Raw genomic sequence first — 15,323 nt, 5'->3', positions numbered from 1 at the left:
AAAGTCCGTATAACTGTCAGCTATCAGGTGAATGAACTTTTTGGTTCCCAACCCTTCGGCACCGTCTGAGCGACAGCGGTGCTGTTTTTAACCTGCACTACGTTTCTACCCTAGGCTCATCCGCGCCTACTTCGCCTCCGGCTTGCCGGAGGCTTTTTTTTGGATTTTTCGTTATGCTGCCAGCATGAACCTCCACTGCGGCGCGAACCCGATGCAATTCCCTGTGTTACTTCAATTATCCGGCGACCATGAACTTGAGCTGGCGGAATCACCAGAACAGCTGCATCTGTTGTTGCGCCAGACGGGGCCCGTGCTGCCAGAAGACAGATGGATTGACTGCGCAGGGTTCACTTATGCCTTGCATGACCCCAACACCAGGTCAGGCCAACTGAGTATGGACGAGCTGACCGCACTTATTCAGGCACATTTTTTTAGTCAGTCACACAGCTGTGTGGTGAAAATTCAGGCGGGAAGTATCGCAGAGCTGATGGCATTACTGCGCCCTGCTGCTGACCGGCACTAATCCGTCGAAGAGGTCTGGCTTTGCCCTGTTTGCTGCAGCTCTGCCGGCAGTGGTTGAGGTTTAAAAGCGCTGACCCGGCTGGTGCCAGGATTGCCTTCAGGCAATAGGTTCAGCAGATGCCCCAAAGGAGTCAGCGCTAACCGCAGCAGCTGCGCCCGGTATTCTTTCGTATTGCGGGTTCGCCAGGCCAGACCCAACATCAGTCGGTGGCTTTGCCAATGCAGCCAAAACTGGTTTTGCCCGCAGATATGCGCATATTCCAGATAACGCCAGGCATCTTCCCATTGCTGTGCCTGCTCAGCTTGTCTGGCCATTGTCAGATACTGTTCAAACTGCTGTGGCATCTTTTTCTCCTGCCTTTGCTATCTGCCTGTACATTGACCTTACCAGGTGACCAGGTCAAGTCGGCTCTTCTGCTCTTGCGGCAACAGAGGTTCTGGTTTAGTCTGCACGCCCGACTACTTGTGGTGGTGATTATGCATTCCAGGCTCCGGCTTTTTGCACCTTGGCTGATTATCGCCATGTTGTTCAGCAACATGGCGACTGCGGCTATGTGGTGTTGCCAGTCAGGGAGTCACCATCAGCCGCTAACAAAGCCGCTGTCGACCGAAGCGCATGCAGTGCACCAGGGCCATGCGGGTCATCAGATGCATGCGGTCCCCTCTGAACCAGCGCCAACAGCGGGCGATCATCAATCCGATTGCCCACTGTGCGCCGCGGGCTGCCACAGTGCTGCGGTATTGCCTTTGCTTGATTTGACTGAATTAAACTCGCCTGCCGAAACTCTGGTTATTCATGAGGATGCCGGCACCCTGTCTTATTTCCCACCAACCAGGTACCGCCCTCCTATCGTCTGATCTTGTTGCATGACTTATCGCCAGCGCCCTGCTGGTTACAACAATTTCAGGAGACATCATGAACAAACGATCGTTGATCGCGGCGTTTGCCCTCGCATTGCCAGGGCCTGTTGCTTATGCTGGCGCCACTGTACCCGACGCTATGGACGCTGACCGTAGTTCACCCCCGCAGCAACTACAGTCCGTGCTACAGAGTCGCCCCTACGAAAAGCCACAGCCATTGAGTTGGCTTGACGCGAACCAGCAGGTTCAGCGCGCTGGAGTCAGGCAACACACTATGGCCGGGTCCGGCGCTGATCATAGTCAGCATCCGGGCATGGACCATTCCAGGCATCAAATGGACCACTCGAAACATCCTGGCATGAACCATTCCAGGCATCAAATGGACCACTCGAAACATCCGGGCATGGACCATTCCAGGCATCCATCGAAAGCATCAGAGCCGAAGGAAACTGACAATGCGCATTCCAACCATCACTAACACGCTACTGCTTTGCACTGCGGCTGTGCTGGCTGGTTGTGCCAGCCCGGTACTGGAACTGGAGCAACAGGTCGAACAGCAAGCCAACAGAGAGCAACTGCAACTGCCTGAGCTGCCAACTGACCTAAGCAGCGACACCAGCGCCGCCGTGAAAAACTTATTGCAACAGCCGCTAAGTTTTCAAAGCGTGGCGCAAGTTGCAGTGCTGAATAATCCGGATTTCCTGGCGGCCCTGGCTGGTCTGAATATCAGCAAAGCGCAGCTGCAACAGGCCGGTCTGTTACCCAACCCAGGCTTGAGTATCAGCCGCAGTCGTAGCAACGACGGCTATGAAACCGAACTGGAGTTTGGTTTTGATCTTTTTGGTCTGTTATTTCGCCATAAAAACCTGGCGATAGCGCAGCAGCAGGCCAACCAACAACAGTACCAACTGGCGGAACAGCTGCTGGCGCTGGTGGCTCAAAGCCGTTTGGCACTGGCGGAAGCTGTGACTGCACAGCAACAACTGACTTATCTGCAGCAGGTGCAGGAGGCCATTGATGCCTCAGCCGAACTGGCCAGCCGGATGTATCAGGTCGGCAACTACAGTGCACTGCAGCAAGCCCGGGCACAAAAATACGCCGCCGAAGTGAAGCTGCAACTGGCACAGGCGCAGCAGCGCCACATGCAAAGCCGGGAAGCCCTGTACCGTCAGTTGGGCTTATGGGGCTCTGACCTGGCGGTGCAGTTACCACAGCAATTGCCGGACCTGCCGGATGCGTTTGCTGCAGACCCCGATGCCGAGCGACAGGCCGTCAGCCAGCGTCTTGATTTGCAGCAGGCCCGCGTAGCACTGGCTGCCAAAGCCAAGCAATTGCAACTCACCCAAAGCAGCCGCTTTTTGCGCGGACTGGATGCTGAACTGGCAGGTTCAGCCCAGCACAGTGAAAGCCGCAGCCTGACACTGGGTTTTGAACTGCCGTTATTTGACCATCACAACGCCCGGCTCAGTCAGGCGCAAGCCGGGCTGCAGCAACAGTTTTACCTGGCCCAGGCCAAGGCGGTCAATGCCCGCTCGGAAGTACGGCTGAACCAGGCCATGCTGGCGCAGCAATACGACATTGCCCGCCACTACCAGCAACAACTGGTGCCGCTGGCAAAGCGGATCAACCAGGAGAATCTGCTGCGTTACAACGGCATGCTGATTGGGGTATTTGAACTGATCGCCGACACTCAGGCCCAAGTGGCGACGATCACTGGGGCCATGCAGGCACTGAACAGTTACCATCAGGCCCGCATCCGTTATGAGCACTCCTTGTGGGGTGCTGCTGCGCCTGTCAGTTCTGCCCAACCCGAAGCCAGTGCCGCTGCACCAGCCGGCCATTAGGAGAACCAGATCATGATGACTCGTCGAGATTTATTAAAAAGCGTTGGCGCCATCACAGCAGCTGTGGCTGGTGCTTCGGTCAGCCGCACTGCGATGGCCGCCTTGCCTGAGCCGATGATCCAGACCAGCCCCAACACCATGGACCCGCTGGTCCCCAATACAGGCCGGCCTTACAACCCGGTGGTCACGCTGAATGGCTGGACTTTGCCCTGGCGCATGAACAAGGGTGTCAAAGAATTTCATCTGGTGGCTGAACCAGTAGTCCGCGAACTGGCCCCAGGTATGAATGCTCACCTGTGGGGCTACAATGGCCAGTCGCCCGGACCAACCATTGAAGTGGTCGAAGGTGACAGAGTTCGGATATTTGTCACCAACAAACTGCCGGAACACACTTCAGTGCACTGGCATGGCCAGCGCCTGCCCAATGGAATGGATGGCGTCTCCGGCTTAAATCAGCCGTCGATTAAGCCAGGGCAGACTTTTGTCTATGAGTTTGTTGCACGTCGGCCTGGTACTTTTATGTACCACCCGCATGCCGACGAAATGGTTCAGATGGCGATGGGCATGATGGGCATGTGGATCACCCATCCGAAAGAACCCCATCCTCATATTGCCGAGGTGGATCGGGATTTTTGTTTTCTGCTGAACGCTTATGACATTGAACCAGGCAGCGCGACGCCAAAAATTATGACCATGACCGACTTTAACCTGTGGACCTGGAACAGCCGGGTCTTTCCCGGCATCGACCCGCTGGTGGTGCGTAAAAATGATCAGGTGCGCATTCGGATAGGTAACCTGACCATGACCAATCACCCTATCCATATTCATGGTCATGAATTTATGGTCACAGGCACAGACGGCGGCCCGGTGCCACACTCAGCCCGCTGGCCGGAAGTGACCACTGACATTGCCGTAGGCCAGATGCGCCAGATTGAGCTGCTGGCCGATGAAGAGGGCGACTGGGCTTTCCACTGCCATAAATCCCATCACACCATGAATGCGATGGGGCACGATGTGCCCACCATGATTGGCGTCGACCACAGTGGTCTGATGCAAAAAATCAACAAACTGGTGCCCGATTATATGGTGATGGGGGAACGTGGCATGGCCGATATGGCTGAAATGCAGATGCCTTTGCCTGCCAACACCCTGCCGATGATGACTGGCCAGGGTCCCTTTGGCGGGGTGGAAATGGGCGGTATGTTCAGTGTGTTTAAAGTTCGTGCCGATCAGGGCAAAGGCGACTATTCCGATCCGGGCTGGTTTCAACACCCGAAAGGCACAGTGGCTTATGAGTGGACTGGGGCTAAGCCAGAAAGCCATAGCGCCAAACCGGCACCTGCCGGCGCAGCGGTTGAACTGAAAGCGAAAAAACCAGGCCATCATCAGCATTAGAGGGACTGACCAGCACGCTGTCCTGTGTGGCGGCGTGCTGTGAACACTGTCCTTCTGTTGTGTATGCAATCAGTTTGCTGATTTTTGGTCAGCTCCCGTCCAGATGCTGTTACGCCAATGATGGCACATCACAGCCCCAATATAGCATTCCAGAATTTATTTAGATTTTATTGGAATATAAAAATTAATTTTCAATATAAATACAATTGTGATCATTTGTAATCAATGTCGCATTTTTCACCGCAAATAACCAAGTTCCCAGCGCAAAAATCCGCAAAAATTTGATAAAAACGGCAACGAAAAGTTAAACCTGTAAAATTGTAAATATTTACATTAACAAATATTTGACTAATTATTGCCCTGCACGCCCCAAAAAAAGAACCAATTCAGGTACAGGCGTGTTTACTCTAACAACTATCCAGAGAGAACTATATGCAAGCTAAAAAATTTACCCTGAGCAAAGTTGCTGTACTTTGCATGTCCACTGCCGCCCTGATGACTTCTGTACCCGCTGTTGCCGCAAAGGAGAAAGACCCGGCGGCAACTGCTCAGCAGCAAAGCAACCAGCTGGTGACCCGCTTTATTGTTAAATACAAAGAAACCACTGAAAATTCTGTAGGTGAAAGCAACGCTTCCGGGTCTGCGCTATCTGAGCAGCAACGCACCAGTTTTGTGAAAGAGCACGTTGCGGGTGCCCTGTCCACTCTGGCAGGGACTCAGTTAGACTTTGTCCGGACCAGCGGCATCAACTCCAAACGCCACATTGTCAAAGCCGATCGTAAACTGAATGACAAAGAAACCAGGGAAATGCTGAAAAACCTGGCAAAAGACCCCAATGTTGAGCAGGTAGAAGAAGACAGAATGCTGCAAATTGCCGCAACCCCCAACGACACTCAATACACCAGTCAATGGCATTACTACGAATCCACTGGTGGCTTACGTGCCAACACAGCCTGGGACAATGCGACAGGCTCGGGTGTTGTAGTGGCCGTACTGGATACGGGTTACCGTCCTCATGCCGACCTGAATGCCAATATTCTGCCTGGTTATGACATGATCTCTGACAGCTTTGTTGGCAATGACGGGAATGGCCGTGATTCCAACGCACAGGATCCGGGCGATTGGATCCTGGCCAATGAATGCGGTGGCACACATTCCGCACAAAACTCTTCATGGCACGGTACTCACGTTTCAGGCACCATTGCAGCGGTCACCAACAACAACAGTGGGGTTGCCGGGGTTGCCTATGGGGCAAAAGTAGTGCCGGTTCGCGTACTGGGTAAATGCGGCGGTTACACCTCTGATATCGCAGATGGTATTGTCTGGGCGGCGGGGGGCACCGTTTCAGGTTTACCTGTAAACGCCAATCCGGCCAAAGTGATCAATATGAGCCTGGGCGGCTCTGGAGCCTGTGATTCAACCACCCAACAGGCCATCAACACAGCACGAGGTTTAGGTGCAGTCATTGTGATTGCCGCTGGGAACGACAATGGCAACGCCAATAACTTTAACCCAGGGAACTGTGCCGGTGTGGTGAATGTGGCCTCAACCAACCGCAGTGGTGGCCGGGCCTATTATTCCAACTATGGCACCTCCATTGACGTGGCTGCACCAGGCGGTGCCATGAGCTCAGCCAATGATCCAAATGGTGTGTTATCCACTTACAACACAGGAACCACCACTCCCGGATCTGACAGCTATGGTTACAGCCAGGGCACGTCAATGGCTGCACCTCACGTCGCTGGTGTAGCGGCGCTCATCAAGCAAGTGAAACCTTCGGCCACTCCGGATGAAATTGAAAGCATCCTGAAAACCACCACCCGCGCTTTCCCTGCCACCTGCACCAACTGCGGTACAGGTATTGTTGATGCCGCTGCTGCTGTGGCAGCGGCAGCCGGCACAGGAGGTGGCGGTACTGGCGAAGGTGAAACGGCCACTGTGACCAATATTTCGGTGGCAAAAAATGCCTGGAAACATTACACCCTGGCGGTCCCCGCCGGCATGTCCAACCTGACGGTGACCATCTCTGGAGGTACAGGGGACGCTGACTTGTACGTGCGTCAGGGGGCACAACCAACCACCAGTACTTACGATTGCCGCCCTTACCTGACTGGCAATAACGAGACCTGCAGCTTCACCAACCCAAGCGCAGCCACGTATTACATTAGCCTGCGTGGCTACACCGCTGCGTCAGGCATTACCCTGACTGCATCTTACCAGCCATAATCCCTGGCTCATTTGTGCCGGCCTTTGGGCCGGCTTTTTTAACAATAGGCGATGGCATCAATCGCCGACAGACACCCATACTGAAAACCAGCGACCTGAAGCGATTTGGAACTGTCGATCTGACGCTCCGGCGCCTTCTCATCTGCAAAGACAGGTTCAGGGCCCCCCAAATCCGCACAAGCCTTCAGGTAGAAGGCCCGTCTGCTACAAAACTGCGGACAAGACAGGTTAAATACTGCAGGCCAGAGCCGCTGTTGCAGCACCTGCAGAATAAAAGCGGCCACATCGCTGCTGTGCACCATATTCACAGCGCCATCAGGATCCGAGCTTACTTTGCCAGCCAAAAAACGCCCCGGATGGCGGCCTGGCCCTATCAGTCCGGATAATCGCAAGGTACAGACGTCACAACTGCGTTGCAGTATCAGTTCCGCCTGAGACAACAGGTTCACTCTGGGGTCTGTTAAATCAAGGCGCGCATTCTCGCAGACGAGGCCTGTCAACCCCTGATAGATGCCTGTGCTGCTGATATGAATACAAGCCAGGCTGCCGGCTTTTTGCATCAGCGCTGCCAGCGCATCTAATGCAGACAGATACTGCTGTGGCTGCTTACGACTGGCAGGGACCAGACAAACCACCACAGCCCCGGCAAAAAGCTGCAGCACGCTTTGATCCTGAAGCTCATCCCCATTGAGTGGCAGCACCAGCCCCGCAGTGCCAAATTCAGCGGCCGTCTGAGCACTGCGGCTGGTCAGGAACACCGCCAAACCCGCCTGTTGCAAGGGGTGCCATAACTGCCGGGCTAACCAGCCGGCCCCCACCAAAATCAGTTTCATCTGTGTTCCCTATGGTTTGCCATCCTTTAACTGCACTCTGCCAGTCCAGAACCTTGATCTTTATCAAGGTCCGTGGCGGCTGAAATCAGTAAATTAAACTTAACTAACAGCAGCTGTCGCTGTTTTAGCCAATTGTATGCCCATCAATCCGTTCACAGGAGCCCTCCGATGGATGTTGTAGAACTTTCCAGGTTGCAGTTTGCTGCAACTGCAATGTACCACTTTTTGTTTGTTCCCCTGACCCTTGGCATGACCTTTTTACTTGCCATTATGGAATCTGTGTACGTGATGACGGGGAAAGAAATTTACCGTGACATGACTAAATTCTGGGGCAAACTTTTTGCCATTAACTTCGCGCTGGGGGTCACCACAGGTATTGCGATGGAATTCCAGTTTGGCACCAACTGGTCTTATTATTCACATTATGTCGGGGATATCTTTGGGGCCCCGCTGGCCATTGAAGGTCTGATGGCGTTTTTCCTCGAATCCACATTGGTCGGGCTGTTTTTCTTTGGCTGGGATCGCTTGTCCAAAGTCCAGCATTTAGTGGTGACCTGGCTGGTTGCCCTGGGGTCGAACCTGTCGGCTCTTTGGATCCTGATCGCGAACGGCTGGATGCAACACCCTGTTGGTGCTGAGTTTAATTACCAGACCATGCGCATGGAAATGACCAGTTTCACCGAAGTCATTTTTAATCCGGTGGCCCAGGTAAAATTTGTCCATACAGTGTCCGCCGGCTATGTCACAGGTGCCATCTTTGTGCTGGCAATTTCTGCCTGGTACTTACTGAAAGGCCGGGATCTGGCTTTTGCCCGTCGCAGTTTTGCCATTGCCTCCGCTTTTGGCCTGGCCAGTGCATTGTCTGTCATAGTACTGGGTGATGAATCCGGTTATGAACTCGGCGACGTCCAGAAAACCAAGCTGGCGGCAGTGGAAGCCGAATGGAAAACCCATGAAGCCCCGGCAGCCTTCACCCTGGTTGGCCTGCCGAACGAGGAGACGCAAACCACTGATTATGCACTGAAAATCCCCGGCGCCTTAGGCCTGATTGCGACCCGCTCGCTGGATGAACCCGTTACAGGTATTGCCGAGCTGAAACAACAGCACCGTGAGCGTATTCTCAACGGCCAACAAGCCTATGGCCTGCTGAAACAGCTGCGCGCCGGCGACAACAGCATTGAAACCAGAACCGCCTTTGATGCCGTGAAAAAAGATCTGGGCTATGGTTTGCTGTTGACAGCTTATACAGAAGACCCAACCCAGGCCACTGCAGCACACATTGACCAGGCAGTGGAGCACAGTGTGCCTAAAGTGGCCCCCATGTTCTGGAGCTTCCGTATTATGGTGGCTTGCGGATTTATCATGTTGCTGGTGTTTGCCGCTGCCTTTTACCACAGCGCCAAGCGCACCATGGACAAACCCAAGTGGTTACTCAAAGCTGCCCTATTCTCTCTGCCTTTGCCCTGGATTGCCTGTGAAGCCGGTTGGTTTGTTGCCGAATATGGCCGTCAGCCCTGGGCTGTGGGTGAAATTTTACCGACCCATCTGGCGGCATCGCAGCTGAGTGTCGGCGAAGTCTGGTTCAGTCTGGGCGCAATCACTTTGCTCTACACCATTTTTCTTATCATTGAAGTGTATCTGATGCAGCATTTTGCCCGCAAAGGCCCGTCCTCACTGCATACAGGCAACTATCATCACGAACAGGATCTGCAGGGGGGTTAACCATGGACTATGAATTTCTGCGTTTTATCTGGTGGTTACTGGTTGGTGTGTTGCTGATTGGTTTTGCCATTACCGACGGTTTTGATATGGGTGTCGGCGCCTTACTCAAGGTGATAGGAAAAGATGACACCGAACGCCGGGTAATGATTAACGCCGTCGCCCCGCACTGGGATGGTAATCAGGTGTGGCTGATCACCGCTGGTGGCGCTTTATTTGCCGCCTGGCCGCCTGTGTACGCCACCGCCTTCAGTGGCTTTTACCTGGCCATGATGGCCACTCTGGCCGCATTGTTTTTGCGCCCCATCGGCTTTGACTACCGCTCCAAACTGGAGAGTCCACGCTGGCGCAGTAACTGGGACTGGGCGCTGACAGCAGGATCGGCCATTCCGCCTGTGATCTTTGGTGTGGCCTTTGGCAATCTGCTGCAGGGCGTGCCTTTTCACTTCGATGAACTGCTGCGCATCCATTACACAGGGTCATTTCTGGCACTGCTGAACCCTTTTGCCTTGCTGGTTGGTGTGCTCAGCCTGCTGATGTTTATCAATCAGGGCGCCACTTATCTGCAAATGAAAACCGAAGCTCCGCTGCGTCAGCGGGCAGAAACTGTCGCTTGGGGCTCGGCTTTACTTGCGGCTCTGTTGTTTGTGCTGGCTGGTGTCTGGTTATCGGCTGCAGGAATGGGGTATCAGCTGACCAGCAGCCTGGATCACAACGCCATCAATAATGCGGTCAGTAAAAGTGTGCAAATCAGCCCTGGTGCCTGGCTGGCAAACTTCAACAGTACCCCGTTGTTGTGGCTGTTCCCGGCCTTGGGTGTGGCCGCCTTTTTGCTCTCGGCGCTGTTGAGCAAAGCCGCCAAAGCCTGGCAAGCCTTTGTGGCGTCGTCTCTGGCCATGACCGGAGTCATTATGACCTGTGGGGTGGCCATGTTCCCCTTTATTATGCCGTCCAGCAGCAGGCCGGATCACAGCCTGACCATGTGGGATGCCACCTCCAGCGAACTGACACTGAAAATCATGTTTGTTGTCGCCTGCATCTTTGTGCCGATCGTTTTGGCTTACACCAGCTGGAGCTATTACAAAATGTTTGGCCGGTTAAACCAGGACAGCATCAACAACAACCCGCATTCACTGTATTAAGGAGCTGATTATGTGGTATTTCACCTGGATCCTCGGCGTTTTACTGGCCTGCTCTTTTGGCATTATCAATGCGATGTGGCTGGAGCTGAACGGTTACCCGGATGACAAGGACGGCGAGTGAGTCACACTGTGTCCGAACTAAAAGACTGGCTGGCCCCTTACCGGGCTGGCCTTTGTTTTTCCGTGCTCGCCGGAACACTGGCGACACTGCTGTTGCTGCTGCAGTGCTGGTGGCTGGCCTGGTGTTGTGGCCAGTTGTTTGCCGGAGTTGCCATCAGCCTGACCGATAGCCTTTGGTTTATTCTGTGCTGGCTCGGCCGCACGGTGCTGCTGGCGCTAAAAGACTTACAGGCCATGCATGTCAGCCAGCAGGCACGGCAGCACTTGCAACAGCAGCTGCTGCAACAGCTGGAGCTTGCCGGCCCCCGCCGCACTCTGGTAGGCAATGATGGTGAGCTCTCCACCTTGTTACTGGAACAGGTGGATGCGCTGGATCCTTACCTTAGCCGCTATTGGCCACAACTCTGGCTGGTGGTGCTGACGCCGCTGCTGATTGCAACTGCAACCGCTTTTTTCAGCCCCTTTGCTGCCTGTCTGCTGCTATTGACGGCACCGCTGATCCCACTCTTTATGATTTTATTGGGGAAAAAAGCAGCGCAGGAAAGCCAGCGTCAAATCAAAGCACTGGGGCTCCTGGGTGGCCGTTTCCTGGAGTTTTTGCGTGGTTTCGCCCAAATCAAACTGCTGGCTGCTGAAGATCAGGTGCTGCAGCAATTGGATGAGGCCAGTGCACAGTACCGTCGCCGTACCATGAAAGTGCTGCAAAAAGCCTTTTTATCCGGTGCGGTGCTGGAGTTGCTGTCCGCTTTGGCCATTGCCTTTGTCGCTTTGTATCTGGGGCTGGGTCTGTTGGGTGAATTGCCCTGGGCCAAACAGCAGGTCCCTGTGCCTTATCAGAATGCCTTGTTTATGTTGTTATTGGCCCCTGAATTTTATGCACCGCTGCGCCAACTCGGCAGCGACTACCATGCCAAAGCTCAGGCCGTCGCCGCCTGGCAAAGCCTGAAGCCACTGTTGCAGCTTCAAGTACAGCAGGGTGGCGGGATCATGCCTGCTGCAGAGCCACAGCCACTGCATTTTGCCACCAAGGCCTTTTTCAGCGCGCCTGAGCGGCCAGCCCGCCTGGCGCCATTGCAGCTGACTGTCCAATCAGGCCAGCGTGTGGCATTGATGGGTCGCAGTGGGTCTGGCAAAAGCTCGGTGCTGGAATTAGTGCTCGGATACGAACCTGAACTGAGCCAGCAGATCTGGCTCGGCCCCCATCGTCTGTCGGAGCTGGAGCTGACCAGTTGGCGCCAGCAACTTCTGTTTCTGCCTCAACAGAGTCAATGGCAGACTGGCAGCATCAGACAGAATTTGTTGTGCCGCGACTATGACGAGTATGAGCTGCTGACCGCCTTAGAAAACAGCCAATGCCTGGAATTCTTGCAGCAATTACCGCAAGGGCTTGAATTTGAGCTTGGAGAAGCCGGGCTTGGACTTTCGGGCGGGCAACTGCAGCGCCTGGCCTACGCCAGAGCTTTACTGAAGCCAGCGCTCTACTGGCTGCTGGATGAACCCTTTTCAATGCTGGGCAAAACGCAGCAGCGGCAACTGCAACAACAGTTAAACCGCCTGAGCCAGGGCAAAACCTTATTGCTGGCCACCCATCAGCTCGATGGCCTGGACTGGTTGGACCAGGTCTGTTACTTCGAGGCCGGACGGCTGAGCTGGCAGGGCACAGTGCAGCAGGCCAGACAACAACACTGGTATGGCGCACTGGAAGAACTGGAGCCTGACCATGCTGAAGCCTGAATCCCCCCTGAAATTGGGCAGTCTGTTGGCTGCTGAGCCGAAATTCTGGGCACTGGCGTTGATGGCCGGCTTGCTGTCCACCTTGGCAGCCTTTGGCCTGATGACGGTCTCAGGCTGGTTTTTAAGTGCCTGTGCACTGGCAGGCCTGCAGCTGGCAAACGCCGGCGGTTTTAATTATTTCAGCCCGGCGGCGCTGATACGTTTATCCGCCCTGACCCGCACCGCCGGACGTTATGGCGAGCGGCTGCTGTCGCATCAGGCGGTGCTGACTGTTTTGCATCAGCTGCGCCTCTGGTTTATGCAGAAGTTTCTGTCCACCGCCCGCCCCTGCCAAAGACAGCAATCTGCCAACCTGCTGAACACTCTGCTGCGAGATATTGACCGCCTGGATATGTGGCCTTTACGGTTTTTATTGCCCATAGGCTGGGCTGTGCTGATCAGTCTCTGTTGGTTGGCCCTGGTGGCCTGCTGGTTTCCCACGGTGCTGCCTTGGTTTGGCACAGCACTGATACTGCTTTATCTGTTGCTTGGCTTACTGAACAGCCTGGCGTTTTCCAGTGCAAGACAACTTGAGCATCTGGATCAGCAACGACGCCCCGGATTACTGAACCCACTGCAACAGACCCCTCTGTTGCAGTTACATGGCCAATCCCTGACCAGCTGCTGCCTGCGGTTAGAACAGCGGTATCAGCAACAGCTGTACCGACAGAAGTTATGCGATTTATTGCTGCAAGTGGCCCTGAGTTCCGGCTTTTTATGCGCCGCCGCCACCCTGTTACTGCAACAGCAGCTGACCCGGGATGATTTACCTGCTCTGGTCGGCTGCTTGCTGGGCCTTTTTGTACTGCTGGAATTGCATCTGCCATTGCTTACTCTCTATCAAAGCCTCGCTCAGGCCAAAGCGGCACTGTCCAGGTTAAATCAGCAACAGTATCAGCCCGCTGTGCCACCTCTGCCTCTGTCTGTCCATCAGCTACGCTGGCGGCAACTGAGTGCTGGCTACCCCGGCAGTGCTCACTCTGTCCGCTGCAGAGATATCGATTTGGCTCCGGGCGATTGCTTATGGCTGCAAGGCAGATCGGGCAGCGGCAAATCAGCGCTGCTCTACACACTGAGCGGCTGGCTACCCGCTTTGTCTGGCCAGATCTGGCTGAACCAACACCAGGTAAAGCCGGAACATGCCCCGGCCTTGCGACAGCTGATAGTCCTGGTACCACAGCATGTCACCTTATTTAACCAGAGCCTTGCTGCAAACTTACGGCTGGGTAATCCCAACGCCACTGCAGAGCAAATGACCACCTTGTTATACCGGTTAGGTCTTGCAGAGTGGTTCAGCCAGTTACCCAACGGCTTGCACACCCTGATGGGGGAATACGGCACCTCTGTTTCCGGTGGTCAGGCCAAACGACTGGCATTGGCAAGGGCTTTACTGCAACAGCCCAAAGTACTGCTGGTAGACGAACCTTATACGGGGTTGGACGCCGAAAGTGTCAGGGCAGTGGAAGCTTGCCTGGACAAGTTCAATGGCATCCTGCTCATTGCCAGTCACCAGAAACCACAGGGGGAAAAAACCTTATCCATTGTGAACTTAACCAACTAAACGATAAAAACGATAAATTTGATAAAAATAACTATCCTTTGATTTATAAAAAATTTATACTAACCATTAATGGGTGATTAAGCGTCTGCTTTACGCCAGGTATTAAATTTATTTTCAGTAAAAACAATAATCAGGGACGATCGATCTTTAGTTAGCGTGGGCTCTTGAGCCTTACTTTGAACACGATGAGGATAAGGTATGCTAAAACGTTCTCTGTTGGCTGCGCTGGTCACTGCCGCCTGCTGGAATCCGGCACAGGCCGAAGTGGAAATCAATGGCTTTGCTTCCATCAAAGCTGGCATGACACTGGGCAGCGATGAGTCTCTTTACGGTTATGACGACACACTGGATTTCAAAAATGAAAGCCTGGCTGCATTGCAGATCAAATCAGACCTGGGTGACAAACTGTCGGTCACAGCTCAGCTGTTAGGCCGCGGCACTGAGGACTGGGATGTCGGCTTTGAATGGGCTTTTTTAAGTTATGACTTAACCGACGAGTTGCGGGTCAATGCTGGCCGTTTGCGCACGCCTTTTTACAAGTACTCGGATTTCCGTGATGTAGGTTATGCTTACGACTGGTCACGAGTGCCACAAAGTGTCTATGGCCTGGGTTTCGACACCATTGAAGGTGCTTCGTTGTACCACAGCACCACGCTTGGCATCTTTGATTCCAACCTGCAACTGATTATGGGCAGCTATGATGGTGAAGCCCAAATCACCAACCAGACCGCAGACGCCAAAATAGACAATATTGCCGGTTTGGCCTGGGATTTAGGTTATGACGGTTACAATTTAAGGGCCGCGTATCTGGTGGGCAAAACCACCTTCAGTGAGGCCAATTTGAATGGCTTTATGGCACAACTGACAGGTTTTGGTTTGGGTGCTTTGGCTGCCCAGCTCGACGTACAGGACGAAAGCAGTTCCTTTACCGGTGTCAGCTTCAGTGTCGATAAAAACAATATTGTGTTTGTCACTGAAATCACCAAAGCCCAGGTCGATAACTCCTTTATCTCTGACCAGGAATCCTGGTATGCCTCTTTAGGCTACCGTTTTGAAAGCGTCACACCTTATATCTCGTACGAAAATGAAGACAATAACGCCAAACGGGAGATTTATGCTGCCCTGCCTGTCGCATCGCCTGTGTATGCACCGGTCGCAGGTCTGGTCGAAAGCCTGGAGCTGGACCGCACCACAATCAATCTGGGGATCCGCTATGATTTCCACCCTTCAGCTGCGCTGAAAGTTCAGTACAGTGATGCCGACAACAAAACCCTGGACCGGGACGACAGAGCCCTGGTTCTTGGCGTCGACCTGGTGTTCTAAGGAG

General features: G+C 53.9%; 14 protein-coding genes. 12 read left to right on the top strand and 2 right to left on the bottom strand.

The annotated features are described in order from the left end of the window. Positions 1-211: 211 nt before the first annotated feature. Positions 212-523 carry a DUF4144 family protein gene (locus tag WKJ04_RS06330; protein WP_337879641.1) on the top strand — a complete coding sequence of 104 codons (312 nt, stop codon included), beginning with the start codon at positions 212-214 and terminating at the stop codon, positions 521-523. On the opposite strand, the gene WKJ04_RS06325 is transcribed toward WKJ04_RS06330, so the two are convergent. Continuing rightward, the gene (locus WKJ04_RS06325) at positions 520-867 is read right to left on the bottom strand and encodes a DUF3703 domain-containing protein (RefSeq protein WP_337879640.1); all 348 of its coding nucleotides are present in this window, start codon (positions 865-867) and stop codon (positions 520-522) included. The two genes, WKJ04_RS06330 and WKJ04_RS06325, sit on opposite strands and share 4 nt — an antisense overlap. 132 nt (positions 868-999) lie before the next feature. On the opposite strand from WKJ04_RS06325, the gene WKJ04_RS06320 reads away from it, so the two are divergent. The 5 genes from WKJ04_RS06320 to WKJ04_RS06300 all read left to right on the top strand — a co-directional run bounded on the left by WKJ04_RS06320 (position 1,000) and on the right by WKJ04_RS06300 (position 6,848). Further along, positions 1,000-1,380, top strand: coding sequence for a hypothetical protein (locus WKJ04_RS06320; protein ID WP_337879639.1), 381 nt, complete (start codon positions 1,000-1,002; stop codon positions 1,378-1,380). 58 nt (positions 1,381-1,438) lie between these two features. After that, on the top strand, positions 1,439-1,861 hold the full coding sequence (locus WKJ04_RS06315; RefSeq protein WP_337879638.1) for a hypothetical protein: 423 nt from the start codon (positions 1,439-1,441) through the stop codon (positions 1,859-1,861). Beyond that, entirely contained in the window at positions 1,839-3,227 is a 1,389-nt protein-coding gene (locus tag WKJ04_RS06310) for a TolC family protein (RefSeq protein ID WP_337879637.1), read from the top strand. Before WKJ04_RS06315 ends, WKJ04_RS06310 begins: the two co-directional genes overlap by 23 nt. Before the next feature lie 15 nt (positions 3,228-3,242). Next, positions 3,243-4,622 (top strand): copper oxidase, encoded by a 1,380-nt coding sequence (locus tag WKJ04_RS06305; RefSeq protein WP_337879704.1) that lies wholly within the window; start codon positions 3,243-3,245, stop codon positions 4,620-4,622. A 432-nt stretch (positions 4,623-5,054) separates the two neighbouring features. Beyond that, the gene (locus WKJ04_RS06300) at positions 5,055-6,848 is read left to right on the top strand and encodes a S8 family peptidase (protein ID WP_337879636.1); all 1,794 of its coding nucleotides are present in this window, start codon (positions 5,055-5,057) and stop codon (positions 6,846-6,848) included. 38 nt (positions 6,849-6,886) lie between these two features. Here the strand turns inward: WKJ04_RS06300 and WKJ04_RS06295 are convergent, their stop codons facing one another. Further along, complete coding sequence (locus WKJ04_RS06295) at positions 6,887-7,681, bottom strand: NAD(P)H-binding protein (RefSeq protein WP_337879635.1); 795 nt, start codon at positions 7,679-7,681, stop codon at positions 6,887-6,889. Between the two features lie 168 nt (positions 7,682-7,849). Between WKJ04_RS06295 and WKJ04_RS06290 the strand changes: the two genes are divergently transcribed. From WKJ04_RS06290 to WKJ04_RS06265, 6 genes are all read left to right on the top strand, one after another. After that, positions 7,850-9,403 (top strand): cytochrome ubiquinol oxidase subunit I, encoded by a 1,554-nt coding sequence (locus tag WKJ04_RS06290; protein WP_337879634.1) that lies wholly within the window; start codon positions 7,850-7,852, stop codon positions 9,401-9,403. A 2-nt stretch (positions 9,404-9,405) separates the two neighbouring features. Further along, positions 9,406-10,542: a cytochrome d ubiquinol oxidase subunit II gene (cydB, locus tag WKJ04_RS06285; protein WP_337879633.1), complete on the top strand. Its 1,137-nt coding sequence runs from the start codon at positions 9,406-9,408 to the stop codon at positions 10,540-10,542. A gap of 10 nt (positions 10,543-10,552) precedes the next feature. Further along, complete coding sequence (gene cydX / locus WKJ04_RS06280) at positions 10,553-10,663, top strand: cytochrome bd-I oxidase subunit CydX (protein ID WP_337842660.1); 111 nt, start codon at positions 10,553-10,555, stop codon at positions 10,661-10,663. After that, complete coding sequence (gene cydD / locus WKJ04_RS06275) at positions 10,660-12,396, top strand: thiol reductant ABC exporter subunit CydD (RefSeq protein ID WP_337879632.1); 1,737 nt, start codon at positions 10,660-10,662, stop codon at positions 12,394-12,396. Before cydX ends, cydD begins: the two co-directional genes overlap by 4 nt. Then, the gene (locus WKJ04_RS06270; RefSeq protein WP_337879631.1) at positions 12,383-13,996 is read left to right on the top strand and encodes an ATP-binding cassette domain-containing protein; all 1,614 of its coding nucleotides are present in this window, start codon (positions 12,383-12,385) and stop codon (positions 13,994-13,996) included. The genes cydD and WKJ04_RS06270 overlap by 14 nt, the downstream gene beginning before the upstream one ends. A 198-nt stretch (positions 13,997-14,194) precedes the next feature. Continuing rightward, positions 14,195-15,319 (top strand): porin, encoded by a 1,125-nt coding sequence (locus WKJ04_RS06265; RefSeq protein WP_337879630.1) that lies wholly within the window; start codon positions 14,195-14,197, stop codon positions 15,317-15,319. Positions 15,320-15,323: the final 4 nt, after the last annotated feature.

Source organism: Rheinheimera sp. (assembly GCF_037442345.1).
In the GTDB taxonomy this organism is placed as follows: domain Bacteria; phylum Pseudomonadota; class Gammaproteobacteria; order Enterobacterales; family Alteromonadaceae; genus Pararheinheimera.
This window is presented reverse-complemented; position numbering and strand designations above follow the sequence as displayed.